The organism is Burkholderia sp. B10 (genome assembly GCF_004368385.1).
In the GTDB taxonomy this organism is placed as follows: domain Bacteria; phylum Pseudomonadota; class Gammaproteobacteria; order Burkholderiales; family Burkholderiaceae; genus Burkholderia; species Burkholderia vietnamiensis.
In genome coordinates this window covers 62,092-80,140 of sequence record NZ_PQMX01000028.1, presented here as the reverse complement: position 1 = coordinate 80,140, position 18,049 = coordinate 62,092, and the positions used below count along the sequence as shown (strand labels likewise).

Below are 18,049 nucleotides of genomic sequence, written 5' to 3'. Positions count from 1 at the left end.
GATGCGACCGACGCGACCGATGCGACCGATGCGACCGATGCGACCGATGCGACCGATGCGACCGACGCGACCGACGCGACCGACGCGACCGAGGAGACCGAGGAGACCGAGGAGACCGAGGAGACCGAGGAGACCGAGGAGACCGAGGAGACCGAGGAGACCGACGAGACCGAGGAGACCGAGGAGACCGAGGAGACCGAGGAGACCGACGAGACCGACGAGACCGACGCGCCGAACGCGCCTACACGCGCTGCAACCAGCCGAGCCAGTGCTCGAGCAAGGGCGTGCGCGTCCACAGCGACTGCGTGAGCCAAAGCGTGCCGCCCCATGCGGCTGCGACGACGAGCAGATCGCAGTGGCCGCTCTTCCAGAGATTCAGCGAGTGACGCCGCCAGATCCACGGCACGCCGAGCGGATTGGGCCAGTCGGCGAGCAGATGCATCACGCCGCCGCACGCGAAGCCGAACAGCGGCGCGGCCCACAGCGGATGCGGACGATGGGTGAGGCCGTGCCAGCCGAGCGCGAGCAGCGCAACCCAGGCGATGCCCCAGTGCGTGATGGTGCGGTGCGTGATCCACAGGCGGCGCTTGCGCGTCCACCACGCGACTTCGAGCCAGTCGGGCGCGGTGCCGCCGACGACGCCAGCCGCGAATGCTGCGAACAGGCCCGCATGCCAAGGGCCGCTGGCGCCGGTTTGCACGACGAGAACGGCGGCGGCAACGCCAGCTGCGAATCCCGACGCATGATGCGCATTGTGTGATGCCATACGAGACGAAACGAAAAAACGTGAAGCGTGCGATCCGGGCGGGCGGGAATCGCACGCGAAAGCGGGGCGCTATCTTCGCAGATCGGCCCGCGTAGCGGGCGATTCGCGCGCGGATTTTTTGCACTCGGCAGATGGCACTCGGCGCTCGCCAACGCCAAACGCGAGCCGACCTGCCCCCCCACACTTCGCGCGCGCCGCCTCGCCAACATGTACCCAACCCCACACAGCCCATCGCAATCCGTAGCCACCGACGACTTCTTCCTGCATATTCCCATCTCGACTACGAAATCGACATATCGGCGCCGTCGCGGCTGCGGCTATAAGCGGATCAGGGCCTGATCCCGGCCCCCCGCAACTCAACATGGGGAACATCCAATGACTACGCTGAACCGGTTCAAATCATCCGCCGCGGTGCTGGTAACGGCAGCGGGCCTCGGCTTCGTGCCGGCCGCGCCGGCCTGGGCGAAGGCGCCCCAGCCGGCGCTGCTGACGAGCTCGGCGGTGGCGGTGGCCGACCAGTACAGCGCGGACGCTGCGGAGCAGATCTTCAAGGAAGGCGGCAATGCGATCGACGCGGCCGTGGCGATCGCCTTCACGCTCGCCGTCACGTATCCCGAGGCCGGCAACATCGGCGGCGGCGGCTTCATGACGATCTACAAGGACGGCAAGCCGTACTTCATCGACTACCGCGAGCGCGCGCCGCTCGCCGCGACCAAGGACATGTACCTCGACAAGAGCGGCAACGTCGTCGAGGGCATGAGCCTCTACGGCCCGCGCGCGGCCGGCGTGCCGGGCACCGTGGCCGGCATGTGGGAAGCGCAGAAGCGCTTCGGCAAGCTCAAATGGAAGCAGGTGCTCGCGCCGGCGATCCACTATGCGCGCGACGGCTTCGTCGTCGACGAGCAGCTCGCGCAGCGCGGCGTCGACGCATCGAAAGAGTTCGGCGGCAAGACCAACTTCGACAAGTACTTCTCGACGATGAAGGCCGGCGAGAACTTCAAGCAGCCCGATCTCGCCGACGTGCTCGCGCGCATCGCGAACGACGGCGCGAACGGCTTCTACAAGGGCAAGACAGCCGAGCTGATCGCCGCGTCGATGAAGAAGACGGGCGACGGCAACGGGCTCATCACGACCGAGGATCTCGCGCAATACCGCGCGGTGTGGCGCCAGCCGGTGCAGGCGAAATGGAACGGCTACGACGTGATCACCGCGCCGCCGCCGAGCTCGGGCGGCATCGGCCTCGTGCAGCTGCTGAAGATGAAGGCCGACCTGAAGCAGGACTTCGCCGGCGTGAAGCTCAACTCGCCGCAGTACATTCACCTCGTCGCCGAAATCGAGAAGCGCGTGTTCGCCGATCGCGCGCAGTATCTCGGCGATCCCGACTTCTACAAGGTGCCCATCGCGCGGTTGATCGACGACGCGTATCTCGCGAAGCGCGCGGCCGAGGTGAACCCGTCGCGGATCAGCGATACGAAGAGCGTCCAGCCGGGCCTCGGCACGTCGATGCCGGAGAAGGCCGAGACGACCCACTTCTCGGTCGTCGACAAGTGGGGCAACGCGGTGTCGAACACGTACACGATCAACGGCTATTTCGGTTCGGGCGTGATCGCCGACGGCACCGGCATCGTGCTGAACGACGAGATGGACGACTTCTCCGCGAAGCCCGGCGTCGCGAACATGTTCGGCGTGGTCGGCAGCGACGCGAATGCGATCGAGCCGAACAAGCGCCCGCTGTCGTCGATGTCGCCGACGATCATGACGAAGAACGGCAAGGTGTCGCTCGTGATCGGCACGCCGGGCGGCTCGCGGATCTTCACGTCGATCTTCCAGGTGATCAACAACATCTACGACTTCAGGATGCCGCTGAAGGACGCGGTGGCCGCGATGCGCTTTCATCATCAGCTGCTGCCGCCGAATACGATCTACTGGGAGCCGTATCGCCCGATCGAAGGCGAACTGGCGGCACAGCTCGAAGCGCGCGGCTATACGCTGAAGGGGCAGGATTTCAGCGGCGACATCCAGGTGATCAAGATCGACGGCAGGACGCCCGAAGCGATGGCCGACCCGCGCGGGCGCGGCGTCACGCGCATCATCCGCTGACGGCGCGGGCCGGTCCGCCGGCGGACCGGCCCCTTTTTCATCAATTTGACGCGCGACGCTGGGATAATGGAAGCGTTTGCTTGCGTCAATTGATGGAAGGAGGCCCCATGGGCGACAACGACAACCGCACCGAGACCGACGACTTCACCGCTCCGGAAGCGCGCGAGGACCGCCGCCGCCGTCTGGAGGAAGATCTCGTCGACGCGTACGACGAAGAGCTCGAAATGGAGCTCGACGATCGCCGCTTCGACAATGCCGACGATCTGCTGTTTTCGCCGGAGCGGCGCGAAGTACGCAAGCAGTATTTCCGCGAGCTGTTCCGGCTGCAGGGTGAGCTCGTCAAGCTGCAGGACTGGGTCGTCAGCACCGGGCACCGGCTCGTCGTGATCTTCGAGGGGCGCGACGCGGCCGGCAAGGGCGGCGTGATCAAGCGCATCACGCAGCGGCTGAATCCGCGCGTATGCCGCGTCGCCGCGCTGCCGGCGCCGAACAACCGCGAGCGCACGCAATGGTATTTCCAGCGCTACGTCGCGCATCTGCCGGCCGGCGGCGAGATCGTGCTGTTCGATCGCAGCTGGTATAACCGCGCGGGCGTCGAGCGTGTGATGAACTTCTGTACCGACGACGAATACGAGGAGTTCTTCCGCTCGGTGCCCGAGTTCGAGAAGATGCTCGTGCGCAGCGGGATTCAGATCGTCAAGTACTGGTTCTCGATCACCGACCCCGAGCAGGAGCTGCGCTTCCAGAGCCGCATCGAGGATCCGCTGAAGCAGTGGAAGCTGAGCCCGATGGATCTCGAGAGCCGTCGCCGCTGGGAAGCCTACACGGCCGCGAAAGAGGAGATGCTGCAGCGTTCGCACATCCCGGACGCGCCGTGGTGGGTCGTGCAGGCCGTCGACAAGAAGCGCGCGCGGCTGAACTGCATCCACCATCTGCTGACCCAGGTGCCGTATCACGAGGTGCCGCGCCCGACGATCGATCTGCCGCAGCGCGAGCATCACGAGGATTACATCCGTCGTCAGGTGCCGGACAGCATGATCGTCCCCGAGGTGTATTGAGCATTCGCAGGCCGCCGCGCGCGGCCGCCTGCGTCACAGCGCCGGGAAGCCCGAGCGGCCCTGCGTCAGGTCGAACAACGCCGTTTTGGCCGCGGCGGCGGCGGTTTCGGGGAGCTTGACGACGAGCCGCACCGTCATGCCGTACGCGCTGTCGACGAGCGTGTAACCGGCCTGTTCTATCCAGCGCCGCACGCGCGCCTCGTCCGGGTAGCCGATTTCGATCGCGAGCCGCGTGTAGTGAATCCGTTCGACGCGCTCGGCATCGAGCAGCGTCGATGCGATCGCATCGGTGTATGCCCGCACCAGGCCGCCCGCGCCGAGCTTCACGCCGCCGTAGTAGCGCACCACCGCCCCGAGCACGCCGTCCAGATCGTGATGGCGCAGCACTTCGAGGATCGGCCGGCCCGCGGTGCCCGACGGCTCGCCGTCGTCCGACATCCCCGACTGTCCGCCCGCGAGCAGCGCCCAGCAGACGTGGGTCGCGGCCGGATGCGCGTCGCGCAGCTGTTGCAGCGCCTGCATCGCAGCGTCGCGGTCTTCGACGGGAATCGCGAATGCGATGAAGCGGCTCTTGCGGATTTCGAGTTCCCGGGTGTAGGTGGTGGCGAGCGAGTAAGTCATGGTCCGGGACACGATGAAGGGGTGAAACGCGGCGAGACGGCGGCGCCGATGCACGGGGTCGTCGATCGTCGGAAAGCGGCGCCGGACGTCATGCCCGGTGCGGCGCCGCAATGCGGCGAGCACGAATTTTACCGTGCCGCGCGTCAGTGCCTTTCGTTGCGGCCGGATGCGTGTCGATGAGGGTAGGGATGCGCGCGTGTCGAGGGCGAAGCGGCGGGGGCCCACGAGGCGCACGAGCGCAAGAAGCGGCAGCAAGTTGTCGCGATGGGTGAGAGGCTTCGGATCGCGGCAAGGCTCGACGCTGCCAGCGGCAACTCGCGAAACTTCATTCGATGCTCCCAACGATGCGGCAGGCCTTAAGCCACACGTAATGATCGGGCTGAAGGACGTGGCCAAGTGTTGTCGCTCAAAGCAACGCGTCACGGTGTCGCAAGCGTTGGAAATCTCTTCGCAGTCGCCTATCACAACCGGTCAAGCCAACACATTGCAATCGTAGGAAGGCACTGTTCCTGGAGCGAGCGCTAATCCGGGCCGGCGTTCAAGCCGTAAATCAGTTGTGTCAGTGGGCGCCGCGTCGGCAGGCGCTGGCCCATGCCCGCTGCGTGGATTTTGCCGCTTGATCGATCACTCTCTCCATTCATTGCCCATGAAACTCCTTGCGCGATTCAGCCTGACTCATCGCCTGTACGCAGTGTCGGCCACATTGATCGTTGCCTTGACGGCAGTCGCCGCGATCTCGTGGATCCAGTTGACCGATGCGCAGCGTATTGCAGCCGCTGCGGGCAATGTGCGCATGCAACAGCTGGAGCGCATTGCCAGCACTGAACTCAGCGTGACGCAGGTATTGCTGAATTTGCGGCACGCGATGCTGGTGTCGTCGCCTGGCGACGTACTGGTTGCCGCGCAGAGCATCGATGCGGCGCGCCAGCAGATTCGTCGCAACGATGATGCGTTCTTGAGCAACATTGCCACCGAGGAAGGAAGGGAAGCCTTTCGGAATGTCTGGCTCAAAATGCAGGCCGACGCGTGGCCGGTGGCGGATGCCAATCTTCGGCTGGTTCAGGATGGCCATCGTGACGAAGCGTTCCAGATGTTGACAACGCAGACGGCCCCGACCTTCGCACGCATTCAGAAATGGCTGGGCGAGGAGCGGGCGAGACAAGGCGAGCAACTTGGCGGTCAGGTCGCGGCAATCGAGGGAGCCTTGCAGTCGATCCGGGTGCTGCTGGTGAGCCTCGTGGCGATAATCGCGAGCGGCCTCATTGCGTTCTCCTGGTATATCGGAAGCAGCCTTCGCAGCCGTATTGGCGAAGCGCAGAAAGTGGCTGAACGCGTTCGCGATGGCAACTTTACCGTTGCAGTCGTCGATTCCCATGCCGACGAAATCTCGCCATTGCTGGCTGCGCTTGGCGCCATGCAACGTTCGCTCGCCGACGTCGTGCGCAGTGTCCGCAGCAATGCGGAAAGCGTGGCGACGGCCAGCGCGCAAATTGCGAGCGGCAACACCGACTTGTCCTCCCGCACCGAAGAGCAGGCAGCGTCACTGGAGCAAACGGCGTCGAGCATGGAAGAACTGGCCGGCACGGTTCGTCACAACGCCGATAACGCAAGGCAGGCGACCTCGCTGGCAAATACCGCGTCAGACATCGCGCAGCGCGGCGGCGAAGTGGTCGGGCGGATGGTCGAGACCATGCACGGCATCTCCGACAGCTCGGCCAAAATGGCGGAGATCATCACGGTCATCGAAGGAATCGCATTCCAGACCAACATCCTCGCGCTCAATGCGGCGGTCGAGGCAGCTCGCGCCGGTGAGCAAGGGCGGGGGTTTGCCGTCGTGGCAGGCGAAGTCCGCACGCTTGCCCAGCGCAGTGCCAGCGCAGCCAAGGAAATCAAGGATCTGATCGGCGACTCGGCGAGCCGGGTGGACGCGGGTTCGAAGCTCGTCGAGGAAACGGGCAGCACGATCAGCGAGGTCGTTCAGTCGGTGAAGCGCGTGACGGACATCATGAGCGAAATGGCTGCCGCCGCGGCGGAGCAGAGCACGGGTATCGAGCAGGTCAGTCAAGCGGTCAGCCAGATGGACCAGGTGACCCAGCAGAATGCCGCGCTGGTCGAGGAGGCATCGGCTGCTACGCAGTCGATGGCCCAGCAGGCCCAGGCGCTGCGTGACGCGGTGTCCGTCTTCAAGATCGACGACGTGAGCGCATCCGCGCCGCGCGTCGCTGCCCCCCAAACGGCAGCGCCTCGTTCGGCAACCGCCGCTCGCCCGCCCGCGGTCGCAGCGTAGAGGGCGGCGACGTCCACGCCGACCGCAGTCATGAACACCCCGGTTGCGAGCGGCACGCGATGGCGAGGCCGGTTCACCACGAGTCGATTGCGTCATTGAATTCGCCCCGACCTGGGTTCGGACCCAGGTCATGGGGGAAATGCATCCGACGGATATCGAACGGGAGCGACTGTTGTCGATCGCGCCCGTTCAATCGAGCGGAACGGTCAGCCGGTCGATCACCGCGCGCGTCTCAGGCCGTACGCCCCGCCACCATGCGAATGCTTCGGCCGCCTGCTCCACGAGCATCCCGACACCATCCGCGATACCCAGCACGCCGGCGTGGCGCGCGTGTCTCAGGAACGGGGTGAGACGCTTGCCGTAGACGAGCTCGTAAGCTGCTCCGCGCGGGTCGAATACGCTCGGCGGCACTGGCGGGAGTTCGCCGCTGAGGCTCGCCGACGTCGCGTTGACGACGAGGTCGAAGCGTCCCATGGCTGCGAGGTCGCCGTACCCGCAAGCGACGAGAGAATCGCCGGTCGCGACTCGTGCGATCAGCGCCTCGACCTTCGCGACATCCCGGTTCGCGACGACGAGTTCCGCAGGACGCGCCGCGATGAACGGCAGCAGTGCGCCGCGCACCGCGCCTCCCGCGCCGAGCACCAGCACGCGCTTGCCGGCCATCGGCAGGTTCAGGTTGACTTCGATGTCGCGTACCAGGCCGACGCCATCGAAGTTCTCCGCGATGATGCGGCCGTCCCTGAAGCTCAGCGTATTCGCCGCGCCGGCGAGTGCGGCGCGCTCGCTGCGTTCGTCGGCCATCGCGAACGCCTTCAGCTTGAAGGGGGCCGTCACGTTCATGCCCTTGCCGCCGGCGGCGAAAAACGACCGCACCGTCGCCGCGAAAGCGTCGTCCGGCTCCAGCGGTCCTTCGATCGCCGTGTACGAGATGTCCTGATGCGATTCTTCAGAAAACAACCCATGAATCAGCGGCGATTTCGTGTGTCCGATCGGATTGCCGATCACTGCGTACTGGTCGCTCATCACGGCCTCACTTTCGAATACAACACGCCATCGGTCTGCATGGCGTCAATCTCTGCCGCAGTGAAGCCCAGCGACGTTGCCACTTCCGCATTGTGCTGACCGAGGTCCGGCCCGACCTCGCGGATGGTCGTATCGCAGTCGGAAAAACGGAACGGCAGATTGGGCAGGCGCAAGGTGCCGAAGCGGGGGTGTTGCTGCTCGAGCACCATGCCGCGCGCGATGATCTGCGGGTCGGCGAGCACCTCGTCGATGCGCTGCACCTTCGCGCACGGTACGTCGATGCCGTCGAGCAGTTCCAGCACCGCCGCGACCGCTCGTCCGGCAATCCACGGCTTCACCACCGACAGAATCTCGAGCCGGTTGGCATTGCGCCCGTTCAGCGTGTGGAACCGCGGGTCCGTACCGAAGCCGGCAGGCCCGCCATGCGCCTCCACCAGGGCCGCGAAGCGTTTCCACGCGTCGTCGACCTGGGCGGCGATCACGAGGTCGCCATCCGCCGCACGAAACACGCCGTAGAGCGTCGAGGCAGGCATGTCCTGACCGGTCTGTTCGGGAACGATGCCCTGCATCGTGTAGCACTGCACCGCGTATTCGTGCATCGAAACGAGCGTGTCGTACAGCGCCATGTCGATGTGCTGTCCCCGGCCGCTCTTCACGCGACCGAGCAGCGCGGCATTGATGGCCGCCACCGCATGAATGCCGGTGTACATGTCGCCGAGCGAGATGCGCATCAGCGGCGGGGGTTCGCCCGGATTCCCGATCATCTGCATGATCCCGCTCTTGGCCTCGGCAATCAGGCCGAAACCGGCGCGGTGCGCGTCCGGTCCCGTGTGGCCGTAGGCGGAGATCGAGCAGTAGACGAGGCCTGGATTACGCGCCGACAGTTCGTCGTAGCCGAGTCCGAGCCGGGTCAGCGCGCCGGGCCGGTAGTTCTCGACGAACACATCGGCCGAATCGCACAGGCGCTGCATGAACTCCTTGCCGCGCGGGTCGCGCATGTTGACGCTGACGCCGCGCTTGCCCATGTTCATCTGCAGAAAATAGGCGCTTTGCTCGTCATCGAGCACGGTCGCATGCTGACGCCCTGCGTCGCCGGTGGCGGGACGTTCAACCTTGATGACTTCGGCGCCGAGCGCCGCAAGACAGCGCCCGACATACGGACCGGCGAGAAAGTGGCTGTAGTCGACGACGCGAATACCTTCGAGCGGACGTGCCTGCATCAGAATGCTCCCGGTCGGCGCGGCACCATCAAGCGGTGCTCGCCATGCTGGACGACCTGGCCGTCCTGATTGATCAGCTGCGACGGCAGCACGACGATGCCCCAGCCCGGACGGCTCTTGCTGGCCCGCATCGTGCCGACGCGGAATTTCACGTGCAGCACGTCGTTCACTTTGATCGGCAGATCGAAGTCCCAGGTCCAGCCGAGCGACATGCCCGGCAGAAAGCGGTACGCGCTCTGAGTCTTGAGGCCGTCCGCAATCGACAAGCCGAACAGGCCGTGCGCGACGATCGAGCCAAAGTGGCTCGCGTTCGCGTAGTCCTCATCGACGTGCACCGGCGTGTGATCGCCGGTCAATTCCGCATAAGCCAGGATGCGCGCTTTGGTGACGGTGTAAGTCGGGCTGACGCACTCGTCGCCTTCGCGGGCGTCGTCCCAGTATTTCTCGACGATCGTCATCTCAAGCCTCCGCACGCGGGTCGATAGCCAATGCGCGCGCCACGCACGAGGCGGGCCTTGCCTGGATCAGTTCGATGGCGAGACCGTCAGGCAGTCGCAACCAGTTGCGTCCCTGCGGCATCTCGGTGACGCCGTACCTTTGCGCCGCGGCGAGCGCGGCTTCCATGTCTTCGCACATCACGCCGAGATGGCCGAGCCGGCCTTCCGGGGCATCGTGGTCGGGGGCGTGGATGAATTGCAGGCCGCCGAGCGTCCAGTACTGGCGCGGTGCGTCGACGGTGCCGTCGACCTCGCGCATCGTCATGCCGAGCACGTCTTCGAAAAAGCGGATATGCCAGTGGATATCCTTGACCCAGATCGCCACGTGTTCGAGATAAGCCTTGCTGCCGTTCATGCGGTTGTCTCCTGTTTTTTCCGGTCGGCCATGCCGCGCTCGATGCCTCTGATGCAGGCGACCAGCGTTGCGTTGACCGGGGTCGGCACACCGTGCCGTTGCCCCCAGCGCACGACCGCGCCGTTGATGAAGTCGATCTCGGTGATGGATCCTTTCTCGAGGCTTTGCAGCATCGACGTCTTGAAGCCCGGCGAAAGCCCTTCGCCGGCGAGCGTCCAGGCGCGTTCGGGATCGTCCGTGGAAAGAGTCACGCCGGCGGCGCGGGCGACCGCCATCGCTTCTGCGACTGCTGCGAGTGCAGTCGCCTTCAAGAGCGGTTCGTCGTAAAGCTGGCCGTAGGTGAGGCCGGTCGTGCCGGTCAGTGCGCCGGTCGCGACGTTGACCAGCAGCTTGTCCCACATCGTGCCGACGATATTGGCGCTGACCGTCGTGTCCAGTCCGGATGCGTTGAACGTGTCGGCGATCGCGTTCGCGCGAGGGGTGATGCGACCGTCCAGCTCGCCAATGTGAGTGGCTTTGCCGGCGACGCCCGATTCGATGTGCCCCGGATTGCGCATGACGCCGCCGACATAGGTCTTGCCGGCCAGCACGCGTTCGCGCCCTACGATGTCGGCCAGCACATCTTCATGTCCAAGGCCGTTCTGCAACGACAGCACCAGCGTTTCCGGCCCGATCAGTTCGACTGCGCCGCGCATCGCGGCGTCGGTATCGAACGACTTGACCAGCACAATGACCAGATCGACGACACCGGCCTCAGCGGCCCGCGTCGTGGCGTGAACTTTCACGTGACGCGAGCCGTTCCTGTCGTCTACCCGTAGACCGTCGCGCCTCATTGCCTCGACGTGCGCCGCCGAGCGGTTCAGCAACCAGACTTCATTGCCGCCTTCGGTCAGCGCGGCCCCAATCGCACAGCCCAATGCGCCGGCGCCCAGAATTGCAATCTTCACTGCCGTCTCCTTAACGTGCAGATCAAGATACGAGCGGACGCCCATTCTCGCAATGCTATGATCGCAATGACGTCATTACGTAGAGCAATAGTGCTATGAGCGCGGCCCCCCTCCCGGATTTGAAGCTGCTGCAGCTGTTCGATCTCCTCTACGATGTCCGCAGCGTGACGCGCGTGGCCGAACAGCTGGGACAAAGTCAGCCGACGATCAGCATCTGGCTGGGGCGTCTGCGGGATCATCTGCAGGATCCGCTCTTCATACGAACGCCGACCGGCATGGCGCCGACGCCGCAGGCCGATGCGCTGATCGGCCCTTGCCGGGAAATTCTGGAATCGCTGCGGCGCTTTGCGGCCTGGGAAATTGCGTTCGATCCGGTCACCGCGAAACGGCGCTTCCGGATCTGCATGACCGACGCCAGTCACATCACGCTACTGCCGCGAATGCTGGCGCACGTGCGCGAGCAGGCGCCCGGTATCCGGCTGGAAGCGGCGCGTATCGACGGCAACACGGAACGGGCGCTGGAGTCCGGCGAGGCGGACCTGGCCATCGGTCACGTGCCCTGGCTTGGCGGCGGGATTTATCAGCAGCAGCTGTACCTGCAGGACTGGGTCTGTCTGACGAATCGCCATCATCCGCGGCTAAAGACCCGACTGGGGCTGAAGCAGTACCGCACCGAGGGGCATGTCGCGATCACGGCCGGGACGGGCGCGCAGCTACTCGAACAGGCGCTGTTGCGCGAGCAGATCGAGCGCGAAGTCGTGCTGGAGTTGCCGGGGTTCCTTGGGCTTGGTGCGATCATCGAAAGCACCGATCTGATCGCGACACTGCCGCGCCACATCGGCGAGACGCTGGCGAAAATCAACGATCTGACCGTGCACGCCTGTCCGGTTCCCGTCGATGGATTTGCGGTCCGACAGCATTGGCATGCCCGATACCACCACGAAGCGGGAAACCGGTGGCTGCGGAGTCTGGTTGCGCAGTTGTTTTGCAGCGGGGGGTGATCCGACGGGGCGTGCGGCCGAACGGAATGCCCCCTCGTCGACGCACGCGACCCATAGCCGATTCGCCCGACTACCGCTGCGCCACCGCGCTCGTCTCCGACCAGCCGCCGCCCAGTACCTTGTACAGCGTGATCAGGTTCGACTGCTTGGCGAGCATGTCGGTGACGAGCTGCTGTTGCGCCGTGTAAAGCGTGCGCTGCGCGTCGAGCAGGGTCAGGAAGCTGTCGGTGCCGCTGCGGTAGCGTGCCTGCGCGAGGTCGTAGTACTGCTGCGCCGAGCTCACGTAGTCGCGGTCCGCGGCCACCTGCGTGACGTACGTCGTGCGTCCCGCCAGCGCATTCGACACTTCCTTGAACGCCGTCTGAATGGCCTTTTCGTAGTTGGCGACGTCGATGTCCTTTTCGACTTTCGCCACGTCCAGCGACGCGCGGTTGTAGCCGAAGTCGAAGATGGGCACCGAGATGGACGGCGCAAACGCCCACGCGCCCGTGCCCGCCTTGAAGAGGTTCGAGAGGCCGCTGCTCGTGGTGCCCGCGGAAGCCGTCAGCTCGATCTTCGGAAAGAACGCGGCGCGCGCCGCGCCGATGTTGGCGTTGGCCGCCTTGAGCGTGTGCTCCGCTTCGACGATGTCGGGCCGGCGCGCGAGCAGATCCGACGGCACGCCTGCGCCGATGTCCGCGAGGGTGTGCTCGCTTTCCATCAGCGAAGGGCCCTGGGGCAGATCGTCGGGCAGCGGCGCGCCGATTTCGGCCACCAGGTCGTTGCGGTCCTGCGCCACCGCACGCGTGTACGAGGCGAGGCTCGAGCGCGCGCTCGCCAGCGAGTTTTCGGCCTGGCGCACGTCCTGCAGCGACGCGCTGCCCAGCTTCATCATGTTCACCGTGAGGTCGTAGGTGTGCTGGTCGGCGGCCACGGTGTTCTGCGCGATCTGCAACGAAGCCTCGTCGGAGAGCAGTTGCAGATAGTCGGTGGCGACGGTCGCGATGAGGCTGATCTGCGTGCTGGTGCGCGCGGCATCCGTGGCGAGGTACTGTTCCAGCGCCTGGCGCTTCAGGCTGCGCAGGCGGCCGAAGAAGTCGATTTCCCACGACGTGAGACCCACGCTCGCGCTGCTCGAACTGTATGCGCTCGTGGAGCCGGCCATGTGTTCGCGCGTGACGGACCCCGACGCGTCGATGGCCGGCCCGAGGTTGGCGCGCGCGATGCGGTACTGCGCTTCGTACTGCGCCACGTTGAGCGCGGCCACGCGCATATCGCGGTTGTTCGCGAGCGCGAGTTCGATCAGCTTTTGCAGGCGCGGGTCCTTGAAGAAGTCGCGCCAGCCGAGGTCGGCACCCAGCGGTGCCGCAGCGGTGCTCTGCGCCGTCTGCGGCTGCGCCGGCGCGGCCGCGGTGGACCACGTGTTGTCGATCGGCGCTGCGGGCCGCTGGTACGTCGGGTCCAGTGAGCAGGCGCCGAGTGCGCCCGCGCAAAGAAGGGCGATCAGTGTGCGTTTCATGCGTTGCCCTCGTTGATTTCAGCGGAGTCGGTGGCGTGACCGTGTTCCTTGAACAGCCTGCGCACTACGACGAAGAAGACCGGGACGAAGAAGATGGCGAGCACCGTGGCCGCGATCATGCCGCCCGTGACGCCCGTGCCGATCGCATGCCGCGCCCCGGCGCCGGCGCCCGTGCTGATGACGAGCGGCAGCACGCCGAACACGAACGCGAGCGAGGTCATGAGGATGGGGCGCAGCCGCAAGTGGGCGGCTTCGAGCACGGCGTCCACGAGGCCGTGCCCCTCGGCCTGCAGGTCCTTTGCGAACTCGACGATCAGAATGGCGTTCTTCGTGGAGAGGCCGATGGTGGCCAGCAGCCCGACCTTGAAGTAGATGTCGTTCGACAGACCGCGGCCGTGCGCGGCGAGCAGCGCGCCGAGCACGCCGAGCGGCACCACGAGCACCACCGCGAGCGGAATCGACCAGCTTTCATAGAGACCCGCCAGGCACAGGAACACGACGACGAGCGAGATCGCATAGAGCGTCGTGGCCTGGGAGCCGGCCTGCTTTTCCTGGTAGGACTGTCCCGTCCATTCCAGGGCAAAGCCGGGCGGCAGTTTGCGCGCGAGCCGCTCCACGGCATTCATCGCTTCGCCGGTGCTGACGCCGGGCCGCGTGGCGGCCGAAATGCCCATGGCGAGCTGCCGGTTGTAGCGCTCGATCTGCGGCGGGCCGAACGTCCAGCGGCTCGTTGCGAACGACGAGAAGGGCACCATCGTGGCGTCGTAGCCGGTGGTGTTCGTCACGGTGCTCGTGCCCGTGGTGGTGCCCGAAGACGAAGACGACGAACCCGATGAGCTGCTGCCCGCCTTCACGTACCAGTCGCCGAGGTCGGAAGGCATCATGCGATACGGCGCATCCGCCTGCACATACACCTTCTGCACGCGCCCCGTGTCGATGTAGTTGTTCACGTAGGACGAACCGAACGCGGTCTGCAACGTGTCGTTGAGGTCGGCGACGGAAAGCCCCAGCGCGTTGGCCTTTTCGCGGTCGATGTCCACCTGGAGCTGCGGCGTGTCCTCGAGGCCGGACGGGCGCACCATCGCGAGCGTTGGTTCCTTCGACGCCATGCCGAGAAACTGGTTGCGCACGGCGAGCAGCTTGTCGTGGCCCGCGCCGCCGCGGTCCTCTATCTCGAAGTCGAGGCCGCTTTGGGTCCCGAGCTCCTGAATGGCGGGCGGGTTCAGCACGAAGATGCGCGCATCGCGATTCGCGGCGAAATGCTGGCTGGCGCGCGCGATGATGGCCTGCGCGCTGTCGCGCGAACCGCGCAGGCTCCAGTCCTTGAGCGTCACGAACGCGATGGCGTTGTTCTGTCCTTGGCCGTTGAAGCTGAAGCCGTTGATGGCGATCACCTGCTTGACGCCCGGTTCGTCCTTCAGCACGTACTGCTCCACGGCCTCCACCGTCTTCAGCGTGCGCGATGCCGGCGTGCCCGCCGGCGCGCTGATCGACACGATGAAGTAGCCCTGGTCTTCGTCGGGCAGGAACGAGGAGGGCAGCGTGACGTAGAGCAACGCCACGATGCCGGCGATCGCGCCGTAGACCAGCATGTAGCGCGCGGGCTTCGCGACCACGCGGGCGAGCGAACTGCTGTAGCCCGCGTTGCCTTTCGCGAAGCAGCGGTTGAACCAGCCGAAGAAGCCGCGCTTCTCGTGGTGCTCGACGTCCGCGCGCTTGAGCAGCGTGGCGCACAGGGCCGGCGTGAGCGTGAGCGCGAGCATGACCGACAGCAGCATCGCCGAGACGATCGTGATGGAGAACTGCCGGTAGATCGCGCCCGTCGAGCCGGAGAAGAACGCCATCGGAATGAACACGGCGGTGAGCACCGTCGTCACGCCGATCAGCGCGCCCGTGATCTGGCCCATCGCCTTGCGGGTGGCTTCCTTCGGTTCGAGCCGTTCCTCGCTCATGATGCGCTCGACGTTTTCCACCACCACGATCGCATCGTCCACCAGCAGGCCGATGGCGAGCACCATCGCGAACATGGACAGCACGTTGATCGAGAAGCCGATCATCGACATCACGCCGAACGTGCCGAGCAGCGCGACCGGCACGACGATGGTGGGAATCAGCGTGGCGCGCACGTTCTGCAGGAACAGGTACATCACGAGGAACACCAGCACGACCGCTTCGAGCAGCGTCTTCACGACCTCTTCGATCGAGATGCGCACGAACGGCGTGGTGTCGTACGGATAGCTGATCGCCACGTCCTTCGGCAATTGCGGCTGCAGTTCCGCGAGCTTCGCGCGCACGGCGTTGGCTGCTTCGAGCGCGTTGGCGCCGGTCGCGAGCTTGATGGCGAGCGCGGATGCCGGCTTGCCGTTCAGACGCGACGACGTTTCGTAGCTGTCGCCGCCCACTTCGACGCGCGCCACGTCCTTGAGAAGCACGCGCGAGCCGTCGCTGTTCACGCGCAGCAGGATGTTGGCGAACTGGTCGGCGGTCGTGAGCAGGCTCGACGAGCGGATCGTCGCGTTGATGGCCTGCGAATCCGTGGCCGGCGCGCCGCCCACCTGGCCGGTGGAAAGCTCGACGTTCTGGTTCGTGATGGCCGTGGTGACGTCCGAGGTCGCGAGTCCGAAGCTGTGCAGCTTCACCGGATTGAGCCAGATGCGCATGGCGTGCTGCGCGCCGAACAGCGTCACGTCGCCCACGCCGTTCAACTGCGAGAGCGGGTCTTCGATCCGGGTGGCGACGATGTTGCCGAGATCCACCGAATTCCAGGTGCCGCCCGGCGACGACAGCGCGACGATCATGAGGAAGCTCGTCGACGCCTTCGCCACCTGCACGCCTTGCTCCTGCACCGTTTGAGGCAGGGTGGGCGTGGCCTGCGACACCTTGTTCTGCACCTGCACCTGCGCGATGTCGGGGTTGGTGCCGGGGTTGAACGTCAACGTGATGGTGGCCTGTCCCGCGGAACTGCTCGTGGACGACATGTACAGCACGTTGTCGATGCCGCTCAGTTTCTGCTCGATCACCTGGGTCACGGTTGCGGCCACCGTGTCGGCGGAGGCGCCGGGGTAGGTGGCCGTCACCTGCACCGAGGGCGGCGCGATGGTGGGGTACTGCGCAACGGGAAGGGTCGTCACCGCCGCCGCGCCCACCAGCATGATGACGATGGCCATGACCCACGCGAGGATGGGACGCTTGATGAAGAACTCTGCCATGCCGCGCTCCGCCTAGTGTTGCGCCGACACGGGCGAGGCCGTGCCGGCTGCGGATGTGTCGGTGGCAGCGGACGCCGCAGATGCCGCAGATACCGCGTTCCCCTGCGTCTGCGGCGTATCGGCGGCCACCTTGACCGGCGCGCCCGCATGCACGCTCTGCAGGCCGCTCACGATCACGCGGTCGCCGGCGTGCAGGCCCGAGGTCACGATCCACTGGTCGCGGAATGCGTTGTCGGCCGTCACCTGCACCTGCTGCGCATTGCCGGCCGCACCCACCACGTAGACGCTCGCCCTGCCGTCCGACGCGCGCGTCACGGCCATCTGCGGCACGAGTATCGCGTCGTCGTTCTCGCCTTCTTCCAGGCGCGCACGCACGAACATGCCGGGCAGCAATTCGCGTTCGGGGTTCGGGAACGTACTGCGCAGCGTGACCGAGCCCGTCGTGGCATCGACCGTCACGCCTGAGAACTGCAGCGTGCCGGCGTGGGCGTATTCGGTGCCGTCCTCCATCACGAGCGTGACGGCGGCGCTGTCGCTGCCCGTCTTCTTGAGGCGCCCCGAAGCGAAGGCCTTGCGCAGCTTCAGCCACTCCGTGCTGGGGCGCGTGACGTCGAGATACATCTGGTCGAACGCCTGAATGGTGGCGAGCGCAGTGGTCTGGTCGGACGTGACGAGCGCGCCTTCCGTCACGGTGGAGGCGCCGATGCGTCCTGAAATGGGCGCCCGCACGCGCGTGTATTCGAGGTTCACGCGCGCCGATTCGAGCGCGGCCGCGTCGGCCGTCACGGTGGCGGCGTCCTGGTGGACGGCGGCGACGGCGTCGTCGTAGTCCTGCTTGCTCACGGCGTTGATCTTCACGAGTTCCGTGTAGCGGTCCGCTTTCGTCTTCGCATCGGCCAACGTGGCGCGGGCGTTTTCGAGCGTGCCGCGCGCCTGGTCGTAGGCCGCCCGGTAGGTGGCCGGATCGATCTGGTAGAGCACCTGGCCGGCCTTCACGTCGCCGCCTTCCACGAACAGGCGCTTGAGGATGATGCCGCTCACCTGCGGTCGGACGTCGGAGACCTTCTGCGAGGAAAGGCGGCCGGAGAGTTCGGTGGTTTCGACGATGCGCTGCGGCGCGAGCGTGAGCACGCCCACCTGCGCGGTCTGCGCGGTGGCGCCGCCGGGCGGCCCGCCTGCTTGCCTGTTGCAGCCGGCGGTGCCGACTATCGCCAGTATCGAGAGGGCGGCAAACAGCTGGCGCGGCCTGCACGTCATGCGGCGGTGCGCGTGGTTGGGGAGGATTGGCGTCTTCATCTTGGACCTGTTTGGACATCGCGACGTCGCGCGATGCGAGAACGGGACGGCACCGGACGCTTCCGGCGCACCTTGGTGGCGCCCCGACGGAACCGGTACTGGGCAAGGCGTAACGCTACCGACGGCGCATTTTTTCGTGCTTACGGAAACTTACTGTCCCGTGACGCGCGA

The 18,049-nt window shown here is 65.9% G+C and carries 15 protein-coding genes; 5 read left to right on the top strand and 10 right to left on the bottom strand.

Annotated features, from left to right (window positions below):
* Positions 1-309 (top strand): hypothetical protein (locus tag C3Y15_RS31980; protein ID WP_243860228.1); only part of this gene is annotated, 309 nt, incomplete at its 5' end.
* Here the strand turns inward: C3Y15_RS31980 and C3Y15_RS16245 are convergent.
* Positions 242-766 (bottom strand): metal-dependent hydrolase, encoded by a 525-nt coding sequence (locus C3Y15_RS16245; RefSeq protein ID WP_011882032.1) that lies wholly within the window; start codon positions 764-766, stop codon positions 242-244. The two genes, C3Y15_RS31980 and C3Y15_RS16245, sit on opposite strands and share 68 nt — an antisense overlap.
* Before the next feature lie 375 nt (positions 767-1,141).
* Between C3Y15_RS16245 and ggt the strand changes: the two genes are divergently transcribed.
* The gene (ggt, locus tag C3Y15_RS16240; protein WP_069246506.1) at positions 1,142-2,866 is read left to right on the top strand and encodes a gamma-glutamyltransferase; all 1,725 of its coding nucleotides are present in this window, start codon (positions 1,142-1,144) and stop codon (positions 2,864-2,866) included.
* Between the two features lie 107 nt (positions 2,867-2,973).
* On the top strand, positions 2,974-3,924 hold the full coding sequence (gene ppk2, locus C3Y15_RS16235) for a polyphosphate kinase 2 (RefSeq protein ID WP_014725030.1): 951 nt from the start codon (positions 2,974-2,976) through the stop codon (positions 3,922-3,924).
* Between the two features lie 33 nt (positions 3,925-3,957).
* On the opposite strand, the gene C3Y15_RS16230 is transcribed toward ppk2, so the two are convergent.
* Positions 3,958-4,545, bottom strand: coding sequence for a YigZ family protein (locus tag C3Y15_RS16230; RefSeq protein WP_069246603.1), 588 nt, complete (start codon positions 4,543-4,545; stop codon positions 3,958-3,960).
* Between the two features lie 646 nt (positions 4,546-5,191).
* Here C3Y15_RS16230 and C3Y15_RS16225 point away from each other — a divergent pair.
* The gene (locus tag C3Y15_RS16225) at positions 5,192-6,832 is read left to right on the top strand and encodes a methyl-accepting chemotaxis protein (protein WP_046425283.1); all 1,641 of its coding nucleotides are present in this window, start codon (positions 5,192-5,194) and stop codon (positions 6,830-6,832) included.
* Positions 6,833-7,021: 189 nt separating this feature from the next.
* Here C3Y15_RS16225 and aroE read toward each other — a convergent pair whose 3' ends face one another.
* From aroE to C3Y15_RS16200, 5 genes are read right to left on the bottom strand one after another with little or no spacing between them, the layout of a single operon-like run.
* Positions 7,022-7,855, bottom strand: coding sequence for a shikimate dehydrogenase (gene aroE, locus C3Y15_RS16220; protein WP_059474291.1), 834 nt, complete (start codon positions 7,853-7,855; stop codon positions 7,022-7,024).
* A complete protein-coding gene (locus C3Y15_RS16215; RefSeq protein WP_059623157.1) occupies positions 7,855-9,075 on the bottom strand; it encodes a CoA transferase in 1,221 nt (406 codons plus the stop codon). Before C3Y15_RS16215 ends, aroE begins: the two co-directional genes overlap by 1 nt.
* Positions 9,075-9,533, bottom strand: a complete 459-nt coding sequence (locus C3Y15_RS16210; RefSeq protein WP_011882040.1) for a MaoC family dehydratase — start codon at positions 9,531-9,533, stop codon at positions 9,075-9,077. Before C3Y15_RS16210 ends, C3Y15_RS16215 begins: the two co-directional genes overlap by 1 nt.
* Position 9,534: 1 nt before the next feature.
* Entirely contained in the window at positions 9,535-9,927 is a 393-nt protein-coding gene (locus C3Y15_RS16205; protein WP_011882041.1) for a VOC family protein, read from the bottom strand.
* Positions 9,924-10,874 (bottom strand): 2-dehydropantoate 2-reductase, encoded by a 951-nt coding sequence (locus C3Y15_RS16200; RefSeq protein ID WP_059461167.1) that lies wholly within the window; start codon positions 10,872-10,874, stop codon positions 9,924-9,926. The genes C3Y15_RS16205 and C3Y15_RS16200 overlap by 4 nt, the downstream gene beginning before the upstream one ends.
* Positions 10,875-10,969: 95 nt before the next feature.
* On the opposite strand from C3Y15_RS16200, the gene C3Y15_RS16195 reads away from it, so the two are divergent.
* Positions 10,970-11,875, top strand: coding sequence for a LysR family transcriptional regulator (locus C3Y15_RS16195; protein WP_069240137.1), 906 nt, complete (start codon positions 10,970-10,972; stop codon positions 11,873-11,875).
* A gap of 70 nt (positions 11,876-11,945) precedes the next feature.
* Here the strand turns inward: C3Y15_RS16195 and C3Y15_RS16190 are convergent, their stop codons facing one another.
* From C3Y15_RS16190 to C3Y15_RS16180, 3 genes are read right to left on the bottom strand one after another with little or no spacing between them, the layout of a single operon-like run.
* Positions 11,946-13,373, bottom strand: a complete 1,428-nt coding sequence (locus C3Y15_RS16190; protein WP_069240138.1) for an efflux transporter outer membrane subunit — start codon at positions 13,371-13,373, stop codon at positions 11,946-11,948.
* On the bottom strand, positions 13,370-16,582 hold the full coding sequence (locus tag C3Y15_RS16185) for an efflux RND transporter permease subunit (protein ID WP_069246505.1): 3,213 nt from the start codon (positions 16,580-16,582) through the stop codon (positions 13,370-13,372). Before C3Y15_RS16185 ends, C3Y15_RS16190 begins: the two co-directional genes overlap by 4 nt.
* Positions 16,583-16,594: 12 nt before the next feature.
* The gene (locus tag C3Y15_RS16180) at positions 16,595-17,878 is read right to left on the bottom strand and encodes an efflux RND transporter periplasmic adaptor subunit (RefSeq protein ID WP_069240140.1); all 1,284 of its coding nucleotides are present in this window, start codon (positions 17,876-17,878) and stop codon (positions 16,595-16,597) included.
* Between the last annotated feature and the right edge of the window lie 171 nt (positions 17,879-18,049).